Below are 19,866 nucleotides of genomic sequence, written 5' to 3' on the forward strand. Positions count from 1 at the left end.
TGCGTTACCAATGGGGGCCCGCAGATGAATGGCGTGTTTCGAGCGTGAACGGCCTGTGACAGTTCGCGCTCGAGACCACCCGCCTGCCGTATCTTCTGCCTCATGACGCTCGATCAGCCCGTCACCGGCTCCCTGTCCGCGTTCGACCACGTTCGTCGCGGCGATACGGCGCCCGACTGGGTGAACTCCGGCGTGTGCGCGGCGTGGGGCCTCGCCCCGTCGACGACCGCGCTGTCGCTGATCGCCGTCTCCGAGAACGTCACGTTCATGGTGTCGGTGAACCAGGATCCGACGCTCGTCGTGCGGCTCGGCCGACCGGGCTATGCCGAGAGCATCGAGCACGTCCGCAGCGAACTGCTCTGGGTCGAAGCTCTGCGGCACGATGCCGGCGTTCCCACCCCGTCGCCCCGCCACGGTGCCGACGGCGACCTCGTGCAGTTCGTCGTCGACGACTCCGGTGCCTCGTGGACGGTGGTCGCGTTCGAGTTCGTCATCGGCACGATGCTCGAAGACCAGGCCGACGTCGCCTCGGCCTTCGCCGAGATCGGGGCGCTGACAGCGCGGCTGCACGAGCACGCTCGCGCGTGGCAGCGGCCCGCGGAGTTCCAGCGGTTCTCGTGGACCCTCGACGACATGACCGGCGGGACGGCCCGCTGGGGCGACTGGCGGGACGCCCCGTTGGCACAACAGGATTTCGACACGCTGGAGCGCGCCGAAGTGGCCGCCCGAGCAGTTCTCTCCGGTTTGACCCGCACGCCGCAGCACTGGGGCCTCATCCACGCCGACCTGCGGCCCTCCAACGTGATGACGCACGGAGGCGAGACGACGATCATCGACTTCGACGACTGCGGCGACGGCTACTTCCTCTACGACTTCGGCTCGGCGCTGACGTTCTACGAACACCGGCCCGAAGCACACGAGATGGCGGCGAACTGGCTCGACGGCTACCGGTCGGTCGCGGCCTTGTCGAGCGACGACCTCGAGACGGCGGCCGCGCTGTCGCTGATGCGGCGACTCACGATGCTCGGCTGGGCGACCACGCACCGAGCAGACGCGCTGCCCGCCGATCTGTGGAGCGAGAACCAGCCCGGCACGGTCGAAGTCGCGGCGCGGTATCTCGCCGACCCGCTCTGGCTCGTCGGCTAGCCCGCCCCCACCCTTACCTTTTCGGCACGTTCTGACCCTCGCGGGGATCAGGACGTGCCGAAAAGGTAAGGGTGGGGTGGGGTGGGGTGGGGTGGGATGGGGTGGGGTGGCGGGCCGGGCACGCAGAAGCGCGGCACCTCCGGAGGGGTGCCGCGCTTCGTGTGGTGCGGGGTGAGCTAGGCCTGCGGTGGTGCCGGCGGAGTCGTCACCGGGGTGACGACGGGCTCGGCGACGTTCTGAGCGAACGGTGCGGAAGGCGCAGCCGGGGCCGCGGTGCCAGGAGCAGCCGTGGCGGTGGCGGTCTTCGACGGCTCTTTCATCTCGCTCTTGAAGATGCGCATGGACTGGGCCACGCCGCGCGTGAGGGCCGGCAGCTTCGTGCTGCCGAACAGCAGAACGACGATGCCGAGGATGATGAGGAGGTGCCAGCCTCCGAGGTCTCGCAGCATGGGGTGTCCTTTCGGTTGATCGGCCTTCCGCTCCGTCGCGGAGGTTCGACCACTAGTCAGAAGAGCGTAACTCCGATCGCCCGAGATCGCACCTTCGGATTGCGTCTCGTCACGAGATTTTCACCTGGGCTCCGAGGCGGCTCTCAGGCGCGAGACGCCTGCAGCAGCGCCCAGAGCTCGGCCCGGCCCGCGAACTCGTCGAGGTCGAGCGACAGCAGCGTGCCCACGCGGGCGATCCGCGCCTTGAGCGTGTGCCGGTGCAGGCCCGCCTGACGGGCCGCCGACTCCCAGTGGCCGTTGTGGTCGAGCCAGAGACGCGAGCACTCCACCAGATCGCCGGGTTCGCCCTGCAGAGCGGCGAGGCGCTTGCGGGCCACGTTCTCGGCCGCGGGCGACCACAGGTCGTCGAGGAGCCCGCCCGCCGAGTCGCCGAAGACCGTCAGCCCCGGCTCCGACCGCAGCGACAGCACACGCGTCGCCTGCGCGAAGCCGGCGGCGGTCTCGGAGGGCGCGAGGGCCGCCGACAGGCCGACCGTGACGCCGGCGAAGGCGGGCACGTCGGCCAGCACGCGGTCGATGCGCTCGACCGACGACGCGGTCAGAGCGAAGACGACACGGTCGACCCGGTCGTCGGCGAACGCGAGGCCGCCACGGGTCAGCGCATCGACGAGCTGCGCCCGGTTGCCGGCGCTGAAGTCGTCGGGCAGGCCTGCGATACCGACCCGCAGCGGGTCGGGCAGGGGCGTGTCGAACTCCGCGGCGAGGGCCGCGGCCGCGGGCAGCTGGGCATCGAGAAGCAGGCGCAGGATCACGGCGCCGGATCGCTGCCCGAGCCTCCGCTCGGAGTCCCCGTAGCCGAGCAGCACCTCGGCGATCGCCACGGCGCTCGTCACCACGGCCTGGGTGGCGACGTCGTGGCGACCCGTGCCCGCCACCCCGATGGCACCGCGCAGCCCCCCGCGGGGGCCGAGCGTCTGCACGGTGGCGAAGCCGGACCACCGGGGTAGCGGCACCTCGGCGCTGGCGCGTGAGCCGCGCCCCAGCATCCTGCGCCCCTCGAGGGCCAGGGGGTCGAGCGACACCGGCGCGACGCGCTCGTCGAGCACGACGTCGCCCGTCGACGAGAGCACGACGACCCCGCCGGCCACCTGCTCGGCGAGCGCCCGAGCCACGGCGGCCAGCGTGCCCGAGGTGAGAGCGGCGATCGAGACCGCCCGCTGGGCGCGGAGGGTCCACGAGTCGCGTTCGCGGTCGCGGGCGGCGATGCGGTCGGCGACCCAGCGGATCAGCGCGATGAACGGGACCTCGTAGGGCACTTCGACGAGGGTGACACCGTGGGCCTCGCAGGCGCGGGCGAGAGACGAGGGGGTGCCTTCGCGGATGACCTCGAGCCCGAAGCCGACCGCGACGACCCCGGCTCCGACGAGCCGCTCGACGTACGCGTCGTAGTAGGCGTCGTCGTCTTCGGCGGGGAACTGCGTCCCCGTGGTGAGCAGCATCGTGTCGTCGGTGAGGAAGGGCGTGGGGTCGGTCAGGTCGGAGCTGTGCACCCAGTCGACGGCCGTGTCGAGGCCGCTGCCGGGGTGCCGCGGGCGCAGGCGCAGGGCGGTCTCGGCGAGGAGGCCGCGGACGGTGGGCGGCGTCGTGATCTGCACCGTCGAAGGTTATCCCCAATTGCCGCTCGGGCCCGCCGTTCTCCACAATCTGCCGAAACGGCACCACCGGGTCTCGGTCACGTCTCTAAGTTGTCGGTGAACCAATTCGTCGCGCTTCAGGAGGCCCCAGATGACGATCGTCGATTCCGGCCACAGGACGGGCGGGCCCACGCTGCCACAGCAGCGCCGGCTCGTCACCGAGATCCCCGGCCCGCGCTCGCGCGAGCTACTCGCCCGCAAGTCGAGCGCCGTGGCGCAGGGCATCGGCATCAGCCTGCCCGTGTTCACCGACGTCGCCGGGGGCGGTGTGCTCGTCGACGTCGACGGCAACAGCTTCATCGACCTCGGCACCGGCATCGCCGTCACAGGCGTCGGCAACGCGGCCCCGGCGGTCGTCGAGGCCGTGCAGGAGCAGGTCGGGCGCTTCACGCACACCTGCTTCATGGTCACCGGCTACGACCTCTACGTCGACGTGGCGGAGGCCCTCAACCGGCTGACCCCGGGCGACCACGACAAGCGCTCGGCCCTGTTCAACACCGGCGCCGAGGCCGTCGAGAACGCCGTCAAGATCGCGCGCTCGTACACGGGCAAGCAGGCCGTCGTCGCCTTCGACCACGCGTACCACGGCCGCACGAACCTCACGATGGCTCTGACGGCGAAGTCGATGCCCTACAAGTCGGGCTTCGGGCCGTTCGCGCCCGAGATCTACCGCGCCCCCCTCTCGTACCCCTACCGCGACGGGCTCGACGGCCCTACCGCCGCGAAACTGGCCATCTCGATGATCGAGAAGCAGATCGGGGCGGCGAATCTCGCCGCGATCCTGATCGAGCCGATCCAGGGCGAGGGCGGGTTCATCGTGCCCGCGCCCGGATTCCTCACCGCCCTGTCGGAGTGGGCGAGCGCCAACGACGTCGTCTTCATCGCCGACGAGGTGCAGACCGGCTTCGCCCGCACCGGCGCCATGTTCGCCTGCGAGCACGAGGGCATCGTGCCCGACCTCATCACCACCGCCAAGGGCATCGCCGGCGGCCTGCCGCTGTCGGCCGTCACGGGCCGGGCGGAGATCATGGACGCCCCCCACGTCGGCGGCCTCGGCGGCACCTACGGCGGCAACCCCGTGGCCTGCGCCGCAGCTCTCGCGGCCATCGACTCGTACGAGCACGACGGCCTCATCGAGCGCGCTCGTGAGATCGAGACGCTGATGAAGCCGATCCTGACCGACATCCAGTCGGCCGACCCCCGCGTCGGCGACGTCCGCGGGCGCGGCGCGATGATCGCCATCGAGATCGTCGACCCCGCCACGGGCGACCCGGATGCCGCTCTCACCGCCGCCATCGCGTCGTACAGCCACCAGCACGGGGTGGTACTCCTGACCTGCGGCACCTTCGGCAACGTCATCCGTTTCCTTCCGCCGCTCTCGATCAGCGACGACCTGCTCCGCGAGGGGCTCGACGTCGTGCGCCAGGCACTGGAGGCCTCATGACCATCACCGCGACGACCGAAGACCGGCTGCTGGCCGACGTCCCCTCCGGGCTTCTCGTGAACGGCGTCTGGCGCCCCGCGACCGGCGGAGAGACGTTCACCGTCATCGATCCTGCGACCGGGGCGTCACTCGCCGAGGTCGCCGACGGCACTCCGGCCGACGGGATCGCCGCCCTGGACGCGGCCGACGACGCAGCGGCAGGATGGGCTGCGACCCCGCCCCGCAAGCGCGCCGAGATCCTGCGCCGCGCCTTCGATCTGACCATCGAGCACACCGACGACCTCGCGCTGCTCATGACGATGGAGATGGGCAAACCTCTCGCCGAGGCTCGGGGCGAGGTCACCTACGGCGCCGAGTTCCTGCGCTGGTTCTCCGAAGAGGCCGTGCGCATCTCAGGCCGCTACGGGCTGAACCCCGAGGGCACCGGTACGACGATCGTGTCGCACCGCCCGGTCGGCCCGTGCTTCCTCATCACCCCGTGGAACTTCCCCCTCGCGATGCTGACCCGCAAGATCGGCCCGGCTCTCGCCGCGGGCTGCACCGTCGTGGTCAAGCCGGCCGAGCTCACGCCGCTCACGAGCCTCTACTTCGCGGGGCTCCTCCTCGAGGCCGGCGTGCCCGCGGGCGTCGTCAACGTGGTCACGACCACTGACGCGTCCGGTGTCTCGTCGGCGATCATGGCCGACCCGCGCCTCCGCAAGGTGAGCTTCACCGGCTCGACCGCAGTGGGCAAGATCCTGCTCAAGCAGGCCGCCGACAACGTGCTGCGCACCTCGATGGAGCTCGGCGGGAACGCCCCGTTCGTGGTCTTCGACGACGCCGACATCGACAAGGCGGTCGACGGCGCGATGCTCGCCAAGTTCCGGAACATCGGCGAGGCCTGCACCGCGGCCAACCGCTTCTTCGTGCAGAAGGGCGTCGCCGACGAGTTCGCAGCCAAGCTCACCGCCCGGGTCGAGGCCCTCGGCATCGGCCGCGGCACCGACGACGGCGTCTCGATCGGGCCGCTCATCAACGAGGCAGCGGTCTCGAAGAGCGCCGACCTCGTCGCCGACGCCACCTCGCGCGGCGCCTCGGTGCTGACCGGCGGCAGCGCCATCGACGGCCCCGGCACCTTCTTCGCGCCGACCGTGCTGTCGGGCATCGTGCCCGGCACGCGCCTGCTGCGCGAAGAGATCTTCGGCCCGGTCGCCGCGATCGCGACGTTCGACACCGAGGAGGACGGCGTGCGGCTCGCCAACGACACCGAGTTCGGCCTCATCGCCTACGCGTACACGACCGATCTGGCCCGCGGCCACCGCCTGATGGCGTCGCTGCGCGCCGGCATGCTCGGCCTCAACGCGGGCGTCGTGTCGAACGCGTCGGCGCCCTTCGGCGGTGTGAAATCGTCGGGCCTCGGCCGCGAGGGCGGGCTCGAGGGCATCCACGAATACCTCGACACCACGTACACGATGCTGCCGGCGAGCTAGGAGCGCGACCATGCCTGTGGACACCCTTCAGAACTTCATCGACGGCGCCTTCGTCGAGGTATCGGGTGATGGCCGACTCGACGTCGTCGACCCCCGCACCGAGCAGGTCGTCGCCATCTCGCCGATCTCCGACGCGAGCGATGTCGACCGCGCCATGGCCGCCGCAGCGGCGGCCTTCCCCGCCTGGAAGCGCGCGACGCCGAGCTTCCGGCAGAAGGCTCTGCTCGCTCTGGCCGACGCACTCGAAGCAGGATCCGATCGGCTCGTCGAGGCGCAGCATCGCAACACCGGCCAGCCCAAGGCCACGATCGCGAGCGAAGAGGTCGCTGTGGGCGCCGACCAGATCCGGTTCTTCGCCGGGGCGGCCCGTCATCTCGACGGCCTCTCCAGCGGCGAGTACGCCGAAGGCCTGACGTCGTCCGTGCGGCGCGAGCCGATCGGGGTCGTCGCGCAGGTGACGCCATGGAACTACCCGCTGATGATGGCCCTGTGGAAGATCGGGCCGGCCCTCGCAGCCGGCAACACGATCGTGCTCAAGCCGAGCGACACGACGCCGGAGTCGACTCTGGTGCTGGCCGAGCTGACCCGTGGCATCCTGCCGGACGGGGTGTTCAACGTGGTGCTGGGCGACGCCTCGACCGGCTCGCTGCTGACCGAGCACCCCACCCCCGGGCTCGTGGCGATCACGGGCAGCGTGCGCGCCGGCCGCGCCGTCGCAATGTCGGGAGCGGGAGGCCTGAAGCGCGTGCACCTCGAGCTGGGCGGCAAGGCACCGGTGGTGGTCTTCCCCGACGTCGACATCGAGGCGACCGCGCAGGCGATCACCGAAGCCGGATTCTTCAATGCGGGGCAGGACTGCACGGCGGCGACTCGCGTGATCGTGCACCGGTCGATCCACGACCGCTTCGTCGAAGCCCTAGTGGCGGCTGCCGAGGGCACCGTGACCGGCGACACCGACGAGGCCTTCTACGGCCCGCTCAACAACGCCAGGCACTTCGCCGCCGTCTCGGCCGCCATCGAGGCCCTACCCGAGCACGCGACCATCCGCACCGGCGGGTTCCGCGTCGGCGACACGGGCTTCTACTTCGCGCCGACGATCGTCGCCGACGTGCGGCAGGACGACGCCATCGTGCAAGACGAGGTGTTCGGGCCCGTGCTCACCGTGCAGCCGTTCGACACCGCCGACGAAGCGCTCGAACTCGCCAACGGGGTGCGCTACGCCCTGGCGTCCAGCGTCTGGACGGACAGCCACACGACCGCCGAGCGGTTCGCCCGCGATCTCGACTTCGGCTGCGTGTGGATCAACACCCACATCCCGCTCGTGGCCGAGATGCCGCACGGCGGCTTCAAACAGTCGGGCTACGGCAAAGACCTCTCGGCCTATTCGATCGACGACTACACCAGAGTCAAACACGTCATGTCTGCGCACTGAAGGCGCCCTGCGCCGCAAGTGTGCAGACATGACAAAACAAGCACAGTATGTAGCCCCGTGAAACGACTACTTCCGCAAACGAACCAGAGCAAACCAGCAGTGAAGGCGACCACATGACCACCGACACCCTCACCACCGACGTCGTCATCATCGGCGCGGGCGCCACCGGTCTCACGGCGGCGAGCGACCTCGTCAAGGCGGGCGTGGACGTCGTCGTCCTCGAGGCCCGCGACCGCGTCGGGGGTCGGCTCTGGACGAACGACATCGACGGCCAGATGTACGAGATCGGCGGCCAGTGGGTCTCACCCGACCAGACGGCCCTCATCGCGACCCTCGACGAGCTCGACCTGCCGACCTACTCGCGGTTCCGGGACGGCGACAGCGTCTACGTCGGTCGCGACGGCGCGGCCAAGCGCTTCACCGGCGACATCTTCCCTGCCACGCCGCAGACCGAAAGCGAGATCGAGCGCCTCATCACGGTGCTCGACGAGCTCGTGGGGCAGATCGACCCCGACGCCCCGTGGGCGCACCCGCAGGCCCACGCCCTCGACCACATCTCGTTCAAGGCGTGGCTCGCCGAGCAGTCGGACGACGAGGAGGCGCGCGACAACATCGCCCTCTTCATCGCCGACGCGATGCTGACGAAGCCCGCCCACTCGTTCTCCACGCTTCAGGCGCTGCTGATGGCCGCGAGCGCCGGCAGTTTCTCCAACCTCGTCGACGCCGACTTCATCCTCGACAAGCGCGTCGTCGGCGGCCTGCAGATGGTTCCCTTGACCCTCGCCGAGCAGCTCGGCGACCGCGTCTACCTCGACGAGGCCGTGCGCACGCTCGAGTGGTCGGCGAGCGGCGTGGCCGCGGTCACCGACACTCTCCGTGTCGAGGCGAAGCGCGCGCTCGTCGCCGTTCCGCCGAATCTCTACGGCCGCATCACGTACGAGCCGCCGCTGCCGCGTCGCCGCGCCCAACTGCACCAGCACCTCTCGCTGGGCCTCGTCATCAAGGTGCACGCCACCTACGACACTCCGTTCTGGCGCGAAGCCGGCCTCTCGGGCACAGCCTTCAGCCCGTACCAACTCGTCCACGAGGCCTACGACAACAGCAACCACGGCGAGAGCCGCGGCACCCTCGTCGGTTTCGTGTCGGACGAGAAGGCCGATCGGCTGCTCGCACTCGAGCCCGACGAGAGGCGCCGGCTGATCCTCGAGTCGCTCGCTTCCTATTACGGCGACCGGGCTCTTGATCCTGCCGTCTACTACGAGAGCGACTGGGCGAGCGAGGAGTGGACGCAGGGCGCGTACGCCGCGAGCTACGACCTGGGCGGCCTCAGCCGGTATGGCGCCGATCAGAACACTCCTGTGGGGTCGATCCGCTTCGGCTCGAGCGACCTCGCGGGGCTCGGGTACCAGCACGTCGACGGGGCCATCCGCGTCGGCCACCGCATCGGCGCCGAGATCCTGTCCGACCTGGGGGCGAGCGTCGTCACCGCCCCCTGATCCGCTCCCGCTCCATGCTCTGCTCCAGGCACAACTGAACACGCTTCCCCTGCACCGCCGCGTCCCACCTGCACCGCCCCTGTCCCTTCCCCCGAAACAGAAGGCTCGGCTCTCATGGCACTCGACACCCACGCACCTTCCTCGAGCGGGGCCGATCTCGCGCCGGCCGCGGTCGAGAGCAGCAAGCTGAAGCGGCACTTCGGCCGGTTCGACATCCTGTTCTTCTTGATCTGCACGATCGTGGGGGTCGACACGATCGCGACGGTCGCTTCGTCCGGCGGCGAGGCCTTCACCTGGATGGTGATCCTGGCGGTGGTGTTCTTCGTGCCGCAGGCGCTGCTGTTCTCCGAGCTGGGCACCGCCTTCCCGCAAGAGGGCGGCCCGTATCTGTGGACCCGGATGGCGTTCGGGCACCTTGCCGGGGCCATCAACAACTTCCTCTACTGGGTCACCAACCCGGTCTGGCTGGGCGGCACGCTCGCGTTCTCAGCGGCCGTGGCCCTCGAGACGTTCTTCAACGACGGCAAGACGTTCTCGACCCCGGTCTTCTACCTGGTGACGATCCCGTTCATCTGGGTGGGTGTGCTCGCCGCCGTCCTCTCGTTCCGGGTCGGCAAGTGGATCACGACGGTGGGCGCCTTCGCCCGCTTCCTGCTGCTCGGCATCTTCGTGGTCACCGTCGTCGTCTATGCCATCGTTCACGGTGTGCACGGCCCGTCCGCCGGCGACTACAAGCCGACGGCCGGCGGCTTCGTGGCCCTCGTCGGCGTGCTGCTGTTCAACTACGTCGGCTTCGAGCTGCCCAACAGCGCCGGTGAAGAGATGAAGGACGCCGCGAAAGACGTGCCGTTCGGCATCGCACGCTCGGCGGTCTTCTCGTTCCTGCTCTACGCCGTGCCGATCTTCGGCATCCTGCTGGTGCTGCCCGTCGGCCAGGTGAGCAACTTCGGCGGCTTTGTCGACTCGATCAAGACCACGTTCACCGTGTTCGGCGGTCACGTGGGCGCGAACGGCGCCGTCCTCACCGGCTTCGGCCAGGTGATGGGCGGTCTGGCCGGCATCGTCTTCGTCATCTGCGTGCTGACGTCGGGCGTCACCTGGATCATGGGCTCCGACCGGTCGCTGGCCGTGTCCGGCTACGACGGCGCGGCACCGCGTTTTTTCGGGGTGATCAACGCGAAGCTCGGCACGCCAGTGCGTGTCAACATCTTCTCGGGCATCGTCGCGACGATCGTGCTCGTACTCGCCAACACCATCACCGAGGGCAACGCCGCGAAGTTCTTCGGCGCCGTGCTCGGCGTCACCATCTCGACCACGCTGATCAGCTACCTGCTGATCTTCCCCGCGCTCTGGAAGCTTCGGCGCAGCCACCCCGACACCCCGCGCCCCTACCGGATGCCGTTCTACCGGCCGCTGACCGTCCTGCTGATGGCGCTGCTCGCCTTCACCGTGATCCAGCTGATCGCGCCCGGGGCGTTCTTCTCCTGGTTCGGGTCGGACTTCCGGCCCACGGGCTGGGGCAAGTCGGAGGGCGTGCTCTACCTGCTGACCGAGCTGGTGCCGGTCGTCGCGTTCATCGTCATCGGCGTGATCTTCTGGGCGCTCGGCACGAAGACGCGGCGCGAGAACCTCGCCATGGCGAAGGAGCTCGACGCGGCTGCCGCGCCGGGTGCCGGCGCGGCAGCGCCCGCGTCACCCGCGGGGCCGTCGTCGTCTGCGGGCCCGTCGTCGTCAGCCGAGTCCAGCAGCGCCGTCCCCCGCGGCTCTGACTGCTGTGCCGCCGCGCGGGCCGCTTCGCCGCCTCGTCGAGGTCTCGCCCGATCTGCTCGTCGCGACGAGCCGTCGCGACACCACGACGACCTCCGTCGTGCGTGCGGCCCCCGGCTCGCATGAGGTGCTGCTGGTCGACCCGTCGTGGGAGGTCGACGAGCTCGAGGCCCTCGCCGACGACCTCGACACGCTCGGGCTCACCGTGGTCGCCGGGTTCTCGACGCACGCGCACTTCGACCACCTGCTGTGGCATCCGCGGTTCGGCGACGTGCCGCGGTGGGCGTCGGCGACGACGGTCGCCGTGGCAGCCGCCACCCGCGACATCCTGCTGGACGAACTCGGCCCGTGGCCCGAGGCGCTCGTGCCTCTCGTCGGCGATGTGGCGGCGGCGCGAAGCTCGCGTCTCGCGTGGGGCGGCCAGGAGGTCGCACTCGTCGAACACTCAGGCCATGTGCCCGGGCACACGGCGCTCTGGCTGCCGGGCCCCCGCATCCTGCTGGCCGGAGACATGCTGAGCGACGTCGAGCCGCCTCTCCCCGCCGCTGACGACTCGTCGCTGCGCGCCTACGCGGCCGGGCTCGACACCCTCGAGCCCTTCGTGCGGCAGGCCGCTCTGCTCATGCCGGGCCACGGGCATGCGACGCAGGATGCGGCCGCTCGCCTCGCCGCCGACCGCCGCTTCGTCGAGGCGGTCGCCTCCGGCTCCTCCCCCGCCTCCGTCGATGGGCGCTGCTCTCCGGCGTGAGCTGCGCTCCCGCCTGACCCGGGCCGTGCCGTGTCGACCGGTGCCGTTTGCCGCGCGTCAGGCCTCCTCCGTGGCGGCTGCCCGCCAGCTCGCCCGCCGCCCGCACGATCACGCGGCCACCCCGCGAACTCCCGCGCCCCGACCCGGGCCTGCCCGCCAGCTCGCCCGCCGCCCGCAGCCCGCCGCCCGCACGATCACGCGGCCACCCCGCGAACTCCCGCGCCCCGACCCGGGCCTGCCCGCCAGCTCGCCCGCCGCCCGCACGATCTCCGGGGCATCCTGAGATCGCCGGATCACCCGCAATTGCTCTGCACCGCGCACGCGGCACTCTCAACACGGAGCAGTCCACGCGTCGCTGGCACTCGACGAGGCCGGTCACGGCACCGGCACGCCGACTCCGAGCAGCAGTCGCCGCAATCGACGCGGGGCTCGAAGATCTCGCCACTCGCACCGGACGACCGTGCGCAGCTCCGGGCTCAAGTGGAGATCCTGCTCTCTTCGCTTCTCGTCGACGAAGACATCGGCAGGATCTCTGCCCTTCAGGTATCGCGCTTCGGTGTACTTGCCATAGCCGTCGGTTTCAAGCGCGACGCCCTGCTCGGCGAAGAAGAAGTCGACGCGCCCCAGAAACCGCGCATTGTCGTACAGCTTCTTCTGCAGGACGGGCCGAGGTGCACCGAGCTCGTGCAGAACGATGCGGCCGAGGGATTCGGACGCCGCCTCGGCATCCTTGTCGCTGAAACGCAACGCCGCCGCCGCCTGATCTCGTCGGGGTCGAACGGGAAACTCGGCGAATGCACGCGACAGGGCCTCCTTGTCGAGCACCTCGAAGTGCAAAGCCGAGTCGATCGCGGCCACCGCGCCAGCGAACGGCATGTCGTGGGCGAGGTCGAAAGCCGTGCGCATCGGGCTCGTGACTGCGAGCCCGTCGACCGTCACGATCTCGGCCGACGTGAGTCGGCCCGCGTGGATAAGGGCGTTCGTGCGCCTTCGGGAGCGCTGCGCCGACGGGTCGATGAGGTGCACGGGCGCCGGGAGAGTGTCGAGGTCGGCCCAGCCGAACAGCGCCGCGGCCGACACGTGCGACAGCACCCGACCGGCTCCGATCCGAGGTGCGAGAGCGCGAATCTGCAGAACGTGACGCTCTCGGGGCCGAAGCGAGGCCCACTCGCTCGACAGCACGAAGCACCCCTCGGCGACCCGATGCAGCTCGTCCCTCTTCTCGCGTCGCCTGAGGTCGACGGATGCACGGCTGGAGGCACCGTAGGTGGCGGATCGCAGGATCAGGGGGAGGTCGTCGTCCATGCCTCCACCGTGCCGGTTCAGAAGGCAGGGAATCGGTGCGAACGGGTATCTGTGGAAAAGTCGCTCTCAGAACGAGCCTGTGGAGGAGGAGAGCCGGACGAGCGAGACTGGGCCCGCCCGGCAGTTCGAGACTCGCCCGCGCGATTGCGCGGTCGGCAGCAGATCTGCCGGTCCTGACGAGCTACGGCCGCGCCGCCGCCCGGCAGTTCGCTCCTCGCCCGCGCGATTGCGCGGTCGGCAGCAGATCTGCCGGTCAGGACCAGCTGCCGTCGCGCGGTTGCCCGGCAGTTCAAGGCTCGCCCGCGAGAATGCGCGGGCCGCAGCGGATCTGCCGGTCCAGACGAGCTACGGCCGCGCCGCTGCCCGGCAGTTCGAGACTCGCCCGCGCGAGTGCGCGGTCACGAGCAGAACTACCGGGAGCGCGGGGAGCCGCCAGACCGAAGCGGGGCTAGAGCGAGAGGGCAGGCTCCTGCTGCGTGATGCAGTGGATGCCGCCGCCGCGCGCGAAGATCGGCCTCGCATCGACGGTCACCACGCGGCGCCCGGGGTAGACGGACGCCAGGATCGATGCCGCCCGCGAGTCGGCGGCGGGGTCGCCGAAGCCGCACGCGATGACACCGCCGTTGACGACGAAGTGGTTGACGTAGCTGTGGTCGACCCAGCCCGTCTCGTCGCGGAGCTCGGTCGGGGCCGGAAGGTCGACGACCTCGAAGGGCCGGCCCGTGGCATCCTGCGATTCTTTCAGCAGCGAGCGGAGAGCCGACGAAACAAGATGATCGGGGTGCGCAGGGTCGTTCTGCGAGTGCAGGAGCACGACGCCCGGCGAGGGCATCGCGGCGACCATGTCGACGTGGCCGCGGGTGCCGAACTCCTCGTAGTCGCGGGTGAGGCCGCGCGGCAGCCACACGACGTGGGTCGCGCCGATCGTGCGAGCGAGCTCGGCCTCGACACGAGCCTTGTCGGCGTAGGGGTTGCGGCCCTGGTCGAGCTGCACGGTCTCGGTGACCAGCACCGTGCCCCGGCCGTCGACGTGGATCGCCCCGCCCTCGTTGACGAGCAGAGACGGCAGGATGCGAGCGCCCGCCTGGTCGGCGACGAAGCGCCCCACCTCGCGGTCGTGCTGCCACGACGCCCAGGCCTGCGCGCCCCAGCCGTTGAAGATCCAGTCGACGGCGCCGAGGCCTGCCGCGTCGGAGCCGCCGACGGCCGAGTCCGCAGCGCCGGGGCCCGCAGCACTCGAGCCGGCCGCAGGAACCACGAACGAGGGCCCCGAGTCGCGGATCCACGAGTCGTCGAGGGGCGCCTCGACGACCTCGATCGTCTCGGAGAGGTGACGCCGCGCATCCTCGCGGGCCGACGGGTCGACCACCATCGTGACCGGCTCGAACTCCGCCACGGCGTGGGCGACGGACGCCCAGGCGGCACGGGCCTCCTCGGCCGAGGCGGCGTCGTCGCCGAGCGTGTAGCCGCCGGTCGGGAAGGCCATCCAGCTGCGCGCGTGCGGCTCGGTCTCGGCGGGCATGCGCCAGGGCCCGGGCACGAGCGGGCTCATGCGGCACCCCCGGCGGTCGGGGCGCCTGCGGCCGAGGCGGCACCCGCCGACGTCACCGCGTCTTCGATCGAGACCCCTGCCGCGTCGGCGATCGCCTCGAAGGCGCCGTACGAGTGCCGCGCGACATCGACCGGCGCCGCCAGCGGTTCGTACGTGTCGGGGCGGCGAGTGACGAAGAACGGGAAGAGCTTCAGCCACTCCTCGCGCGCCGCGATGTCGAGGTCGGCCACGAGCACCACCGACTCGTCGCGGGGAGCCTCGACGAGCACGCGCCCGAACGGGTCGGAGATGAACGACGTGCCGTAGAACGTGATCTCGCCCTCCGACCCCCAGCGGTTCGGCACGACCATGAAGAGCCCGCTCGTGATGCCGTTGGCGACGATCACCTGGCGCCAGATCGGCGCGGTGTCGAAGGCGGGGAACGTCGGCTCCGAGCCGATCGCCGTCGGATAGGCCAGGATCTCGGCGCCACCCAGCCCGTACGACCGCGAGACCTCGGGGAACCACTCGTCCCAGCAGGTCGGAAGCCCCACCCGCGCGCCGAGCCCCGAGGGCTCGTAGACCGGGTATGCATCGACCGCCGGGCCGGGCCGGAAGAAGGTGTCTTCGTAATATCCGGCGCTGATCGGGATGTGCGTCTTGCGCGTGCGCCCGACGAGCTCACCGGCGGGCGACACCAGGATCGCCGTGTTGTAGCCGCGCGGGTCGGCCGGCTGGTCGTCGTCGGCCGGGCGCTCGTAGAGCGACGCGTGTACGAACACCCCGTGCTGCTGCGCCTGCGCGGCAGCGAAGGCGAACGTCGGCCCGGTGAGGAGGTCTTCGGCCGATTCCTTCGGCACCCCGGCCGCTCGGGCGTCGCCGGGGTACCGCGACAGCGTCAGTTCGGGAAGGAAGACCGCCTCGGCGCCGGCATCGGCGGCGCCGGCGATGCCTTCGGCGAGCGAGGCCAGGTGGGCCGCGGCGTCGGCCTGCCAGCGCATCTGGACGAGAGCGACGCGGACCGGCGCTCGACGGCCGGCAGTGGCCGGAGCGGCGCCGGTGCCGGTGCCGGGAGCGAGCGGGGAGGCAAGAGCAGGAGCCTGAATGATCTGCATGCGTTGATCATATGATCAACTCTGGTCGAAAACCACCTAGACTTTCGGCGTGGACCAGCGCGCAGCCCGACTCACGGCAGAGCAGCGCCATGCCCAGATCGACCTGGCCGCCCGCGCCCTGGCGCTCGAGGAGGGGCTCGGCGCCCTCACCCTCCGCGGCATCGCGACGCGCGTCGGCGTCGCCTCCGGGCTCGTCGCGCATTACGAGCCGTCGATGGAAGCCCTCGTGGCGCACACGTTCGCCGCCGTCGCGGCCACCGAGCTGGCCGAGGTCGAGGGCGCGGTCGCCAGCGGCGGCACCCCGATCGCCCAGCTCGCGACGCTCGTGGCGACGCTGCTCGACACGCAAAGGGACGACGTGTCGAGCGTGTGGGCCGACGCGTGGAGCCTGGGGCGGCGCATGCACCTCGTCGCGGCTGCCGCGCGCGCCGGCATGGATGCGTGGTCGGAGGTGGCCCGTGGCATCCTGCGATCCGGCCGCGACAGCGGGGCCTTCCCCGCCGACGCCGACCTCGACCTGGTGGCGCTGCAGCTCTTCGCGCTGGTCGACTCGACGACCGCGTACGCCCTCGTCGGCTACCGAACTCCCGACGAGCGCCGCCGCCTGGTCACGCGCTCGCTCGAGGCCTCGCTCGGCCTAGCCGACGGCACACTCGTCGCCCCGGCCGCCGGCGCTACTTCGCGGTGACCTGGATCCGGTTCGCCCACGGGTCGTCGAACGCGAGGGTGCGGCCGTCGTCGGCGGTCTCCACGCCGAAGTGCTTCAACCGCTCGTCGAGCGCCCCGAGCTCGTCGGCGCCCGGCACCTCGATGCGCACGAGCCCGAGGCCCAGCGCGAGCTGACGGCGACCGGCGCCGGCGCTCTGCCAGGTGTTCATCGCCATGTGGTGGTGGTACTTGCCGGCGCTGACGAAGAGCGCCTGCGGGCCGAACTCGGTGGTGGCCTCGAAGCCGAGCTGGTCGACGTAGAAGCGGCGCGCGCTCGGCACGTCGCCGACACTGAGGTGCACGTGCCCCACTGTGGCAGGGCGAGACGCCGCCGCCGCGACGGACGACTCCGACAGGTTCTCGTGCAGGAAGTCGTTCGGATCGAGCGCGAGGGTGGCCATGTCGATCTGCCCGTGCGTCCAGCTCCACTCGGTGCGATCGCGATCCCAGTAGAGCTCGATGCCGTTGCCCTCGGGGTCGGTGAAGTAGAACGCCTTCGACACGAGGTGGTCGGCGCTGCCCGTGAAGGTGTTCGGGTGGCGCGAGGCGACCGCGTAGACGGCGGCGGCGAGATCCTGCTCGGTCTCGAAGAGGATCGCGGTGTGGAAGAGGCCCGCTTCGCGAGGCCCTGCGTGACGCATGCCCGGCGCGTGCTCGAGGATCACGATCGGCGTGGCGCCGCGGCCCAGGACGCTCCGGGCCGGGGTGCCGTCGCCGGCCGGCTCGGTCGCGAGCACGGTGAGCGTGACCGCGTCGCGGTAGTAGGTCGTCATCGCGTCGAGGTCGGCAACACGGAGGGTGACCGCGCCCATCGAGGTGTCGGCGGCGAGGAGATCCTGCGGAGAGGCGGAGCTTGTGGACATGTCACCGATCTTATCACCCGTTAGTTGTAGCGACAACTAAATTCGTGACCCCGTCTGGGGAAGGGCTTCAGGAGGCGACGGGTTGGCTTAACACGTCGGCCCACCCGGTCGACGAGACGAAAGGACATCACCCGATGACCATCGAATCACTTCCCGCACAGGCCGCCGGCACCTTCGACCTCGGCGGAGACCTCACCGTCAACCGACTCGGTTTCGGCAGCATGCAGCTGACCGGCCCGGGAGTCTGGGGCCCGCCGAAAGACGAGGCCGAGGCGATCCGCGTGCTGCGGCGCTCGGTCGAGTTGGGCGTCAACTTCATCGACACCGCCGACTCGTACGGCCCGGCGGTCGCCGAACCCCTCATCGCAAAGGCGCTCAAGCCCTACCCGAGCGACCTCGTGATCGCGACCAAGGGCGGGCTCACTCGCTCGGGCCCGAACGAGTGGCCGCCGGTCGGTCGGCCCGAGTACCTCCGCCAGCAGACCGAGATGAGCCTCCGCTGGCTCGGCGTCGACCGCATCGACCTCTACCAGCTGCACCGCATCGATGCGAAGGTGCCGCTCGAAGACCAGGTTGGTGAGCTCAAGAAGCTGCAGGACGAGGGAAAGATCCGCCACATCGGCCTCAGCGAGGTCTCGATCGACGACGTGAAGGCAGCCCAGAAGGTCGCCACGATCGCCTCGGTGCAGAACCTCTTCAACCTGACCGACCGTTCGGCCGAGCCGCTGCTCGACTGGTCGACGGAGCAGGGCATCGCCTTCATCCCGTGGTTCCCGCTCGCGACCGGCTCGCTCGCAGGCGAAGGGTCGCCGTTGGCCGAGCTCGCCGAGAAGAAGAGTGCGACGCCGTCGCAACTCGCTCTGGCCTGGCTGCTCAAGCGCTCGCCCGTCATGCTGCCGATCCCGGGCACCTCAAGCGTCGAGCACCTCGACGACAACATGCACGGCGCCGAGATCGAGTTGAGCGACGCGGAGTTCGCCGAACTCAACGCGATCGCATAGCGCGCGAGTTATCCACAGGGGTGTCGGGCCTGGCCCCGGCACCCCTTTCGCGTAGGTACCCTTGTTGCCGTGACAGACATGAGCCTCCGCCTCCCGACGACGACGTTCCAGGCGGTCCTGAACCTCGGTGCGAAGACGGCAGCCGTCGTGCCGCCGCCCTCGAACCTCGGCAAACCCGATCTCTACGGCGACTGGGACGAAGAGACGGGGCAGTCGAGCCTCGCGGTCGAGTTCGCCTCGGGCCAGGTGCACCTCGAGACCGTCGACGACGGCATCGACTACCACTTCCACACCGGCACAGGTGACGAAGCCCAGCGCAGCCCCTGGCCCTCCAGCGTCACCGACCCGGTGGTGCAGTGGGCGTCACTGCTGCTCTCCGACTTCCATCTGCGCATGCCCGAGCTGCTCGAAGACCTCGAAGAGGCTGCGGCCTGGCACGACGAGGGCTACGAGCTCTACGTCTGCGAAGTCGAAGAGCCCACCCACCTCGACCTCATCACCGTCGACATCGAAGGCGAGCTACTCACGCTGCCCTGGCTCGGCGCCGGATTCGTCGATCACGACCACATCGACGGCGACAACCACCCGATCGCCCTGCTCTGGTCGACGGTGCAGGATGCCGACGGCGTGCCGATCGCCGAGGCCCGCCTCGACCCGGTCACCGAGCTCCCTGTCACGACGGCGCTGCCCGGTGTCGACTGGGCCGAGGTCGGCATGCCCGCCGACGAGGTGCTCTCGTGGCTCGAGGGCATCTACCTCAACCACCACGTGCTGCCCGACGCTGTCGGCACCCTCATCACCGCGTCGCTCGAGCGCATGGGCGGCGTCGACGGCGTCGCTTCGCAGCAGCTCTAGGCGCCACCCCTCGCTTCGCCCCGGGGCAGCCGTCACGACGCCGGCTCGGCGGCGCCGACGAGCGCGAGCGCATCGGCGATCTCGGTCGGCTCGGACATGCGGATGGACCGGCCGTCGATGCTCGCGTCCGCCGAGACGCCGACGGCGACCAGCCCGACCTGATCGGCGGTCACCCATCCGGGCTCACCGGCCACGACGCGCGTGCTGACCGGGCCGAGCACCAGCGCGAACGCGCGGTTGGCGCCCTCGAGCTCGGCGACCAGAACCTGCTGCATCATGAGCACGGCGGCCTGCTCCATGCTGACGAGACCGCTGGTCGGCACGGGCCAGGATGCCGAGGCGCCGACGACGACCGCGTACGAGCCGCCCGGCGTCAGCCGCGGGATGACGGCACGAGCCACAGCCATGTGCGCTGTCGCCAGCCCGACGAACGCTGTGGACCAGTCCGACTCGTCGATCTCCCAGAGTCGCCTGCCGGCCCACCAGCCACCGATCGGGGCCACGACGTCGTCGATTCCGCCGAGGTTCGCCACCATCTGCACCGCGAGGTCGTCGGCTCCGGCGAACGACGTGTAGTCGTGGACGACGAGGTGGAGGCGCTCGGTGGCGGCCGGCCCCAGCAGGGCACGGAACTCGTCGGCGCGCTCCTGGCTGCGGGTCGGTACGACGACGTCGGCCCCGGCGTCGAGATAGCGGCGGACGACCCCTTCGCCGACGGCCCCGTCCCGCCGGGGACGAGGACGCGGTGGCCGGAGAGATCGGGAAGAGTGAGCGAGGCGGACATGAGAACTCCTTGGGATAGCGGTTGGCTCTGCCAACGTTGGTATTACCAACATACGTGCG

18 protein-coding genes are annotated in these 19,866 nt (G+C 70.4%); 11 read left to right on the forward strand and 7 right to left on the reverse strand.

What is annotated here, in order from left to right; translation table 11 throughout:
* The first annotated feature begins 102 nt into the window (after positions 1–102).
* A complete protein-coding gene (locus AX769_RS20510; RefSeq protein ID WP_082763975.1) occupies positions 103–1,146 on the forward strand; it encodes a phosphotransferase enzyme family protein in 1,044 nt (347 codons plus the stop codon).
* A 176-nt stretch (positions 1,147–1,322) separates the two neighbouring features.
* On the opposite strand, the gene tatA is transcribed toward AX769_RS20510, so the two are convergent.
* Entirely contained in the window at positions 1,323–1,595 is a 273-nt protein-coding gene (tatA, locus tag AX769_RS20515; RefSeq protein WP_066282844.1) for a twin-arginine translocase TatA/TatE family subunit, read from the reverse strand.
* A gap of 143 nt (positions 1,596–1,738) precedes the next feature.
* Complete coding sequence (locus AX769_RS20520) at positions 1,739–3,250, reverse strand: PucR family transcriptional regulator (protein WP_066282847.1); 1,512 nt, start codon at positions 3,248–3,250, stop codon at positions 1,739–1,741.
* Between the two features lie 130 nt (positions 3,251–3,380).
* Between AX769_RS20520 and gabT the strand changes: the two genes are divergently transcribed.
* The 7 genes from gabT to AX769_RS24320 all read left to right on the forward strand — a co-directional run bounded on the left by gabT (position 3,381) and on the right by AX769_RS24320 (position 11,928).
* Positions 3,381–4,733 carry a 4-aminobutyrate--2-oxoglutarate transaminase gene (gene gabT / locus AX769_RS20525; RefSeq protein WP_066282848.1) on the forward strand — a complete coding sequence of 451 codons (1,353 nt, stop codon included), beginning with the start codon at positions 3,381–3,383 and terminating at the stop codon, positions 4,731–4,733.
* Positions 4,730–6,202: an NAD-dependent succinate-semialdehyde dehydrogenase gene (locus AX769_RS20530; RefSeq protein WP_066282849.1), complete on the forward strand. Its 1,473-nt coding sequence runs from the start codon at positions 4,730–4,732 to the stop codon at positions 6,200–6,202. Before gabT ends, AX769_RS20530 begins: the two co-directional genes overlap by 4 nt.
* A gap of 10 nt (positions 6,203–6,212) precedes the next feature.
* Positions 6,213–7,634, forward strand: coding sequence for an aminobutyraldehyde dehydrogenase (locus tag AX769_RS20535; protein ID WP_066282850.1), 1,422 nt, complete (start codon positions 6,213–6,215; stop codon positions 7,632–7,634).
* A gap of 113 nt (positions 7,635–7,747) precedes the next feature.
* On the forward strand, positions 7,748–9,130 hold the full coding sequence (locus tag AX769_RS20540) for an NAD(P)/FAD-dependent oxidoreductase (protein WP_066282852.1): 1,383 nt from the start codon (positions 7,748–7,750) through the stop codon (positions 9,128–9,130).
* Positions 9,131–9,244: 114 nt separating this feature from the next.
* On the forward strand, positions 9,245–11,023 hold the full coding sequence (locus AX769_RS20545; RefSeq protein ID WP_157887755.1) for an APC family permease: 1,779 nt from the start codon (positions 9,245–9,247) through the stop codon (positions 11,021–11,023).
* Positions 10,998–11,645 carry an MBL fold metallo-hydrolase gene (locus tag AX769_RS20550; RefSeq protein ID WP_157887756.1) on the forward strand — a complete coding sequence of 216 codons (648 nt, stop codon included), beginning with the start codon at positions 10,998–11,000 and terminating at the stop codon, positions 11,643–11,645. The genes AX769_RS20545 and AX769_RS20550 overlap by 26 nt, the downstream gene beginning before the upstream one ends.
* Before the next feature lie 70 nt (positions 11,646–11,715).
* A complete protein-coding gene (locus tag AX769_RS24320; RefSeq protein WP_157887757.1) occupies positions 11,716–11,928 on the forward strand; it encodes a hypothetical protein in 213 nt (70 codons plus the stop codon).
* A gap of 92 nt (positions 11,929–12,020) precedes the next feature.
* On the opposite strand, the gene AX769_RS20555 is transcribed toward AX769_RS24320, so the two are convergent.
* The 3 genes from AX769_RS20555 to AX769_RS20565 all read right to left on the reverse strand — a co-directional run bounded on the left by AX769_RS20555 (position 12,021) and on the right by AX769_RS20565 (position 15,596).
* The gene (locus tag AX769_RS20555) at positions 12,021–12,950 is read right to left on the reverse strand and encodes a hypothetical protein (protein WP_066282855.1); all 930 of its coding nucleotides are present in this window, start codon (positions 12,948–12,950) and stop codon (positions 12,021–12,023) included.
* Between the two features lie 448 nt (positions 12,951–13,398).
* On the reverse strand, positions 13,399–14,502 hold the full coding sequence (locus AX769_RS20560) for an agmatine/peptidylarginine deiminase (protein WP_066282857.1): 1,104 nt from the start codon (positions 14,500–14,502) through the stop codon (positions 13,399–13,401).
* On the reverse strand, positions 14,499–15,596 hold the full coding sequence (locus tag AX769_RS20565; protein WP_082763977.1) for a nitrilase-related carbon-nitrogen hydrolase: 1,098 nt from the start codon (positions 15,594–15,596) through the stop codon (positions 14,499–14,501). The genes AX769_RS20560 and AX769_RS20565 overlap by 4 nt, the downstream gene beginning before the upstream one ends.
* A 49-nt stretch (positions 15,597–15,645) precedes the next feature.
* On the opposite strand from AX769_RS20565, the gene AX769_RS20570 reads away from it, so the two are divergent.
* Entirely contained in the window at positions 15,646–16,284 is a 639-nt protein-coding gene (locus AX769_RS20570) for a TetR/AcrR family transcriptional regulator (protein ID WP_066282859.1), read from the forward strand.
* Here AX769_RS20570 and AX769_RS20575 read toward each other — a convergent pair.
* A complete protein-coding gene (locus tag AX769_RS20575; RefSeq protein ID WP_066282861.1) occupies positions 16,271–17,167 on the reverse strand; it encodes a VOC family protein in 897 nt (298 codons plus the stop codon). The genes AX769_RS20570 and AX769_RS20575 overlap by 14 nt on opposite strands.
* Before the next feature lie 134 nt (positions 17,168–17,301).
* On the opposite strand from AX769_RS20575, the gene AX769_RS20580 reads away from it, so the two are divergent.
* Both AX769_RS20580 and AX769_RS20585 read left to right on the forward strand, forming a co-directional pair.
* On the forward strand, positions 17,302–18,168 hold the full coding sequence (locus tag AX769_RS20580; RefSeq protein ID WP_066282862.1) for an aldo/keto reductase: 867 nt from the start codon (positions 17,302–17,304) through the stop codon (positions 18,166–18,168).
* 69 nt (positions 18,169–18,237) lie between these two features.
* Positions 18,238–19,023: a hypothetical protein gene (locus AX769_RS20585; RefSeq protein ID WP_157887758.1), complete on the forward strand. Its 786-nt coding sequence runs from the start codon at positions 18,238–18,240 to the stop codon at positions 19,021–19,023.
* 32 nt (positions 19,024–19,055) lie between these two features.
* Here AX769_RS20585 and AX769_RS20590 read toward each other — a convergent pair whose 3' ends face one another.
* A complete protein-coding gene (locus AX769_RS20590) occupies positions 19,056–19,841 on the reverse strand; it encodes an SDR family NAD(P)-dependent oxidoreductase (RefSeq protein WP_066282865.1) in 786 nt (261 codons plus the stop codon).
* Positions 19,842–19,866 lie beyond the last annotated feature (25 nt).

This window comes from Frondihabitans sp. PAMC 28766 (genome assembly GCF_001577365.1).
Lineage (GTDB): Bacteria > Actinomycetota > Actinomycetes > Actinomycetales > Microbacteriaceae > Frondihabitans.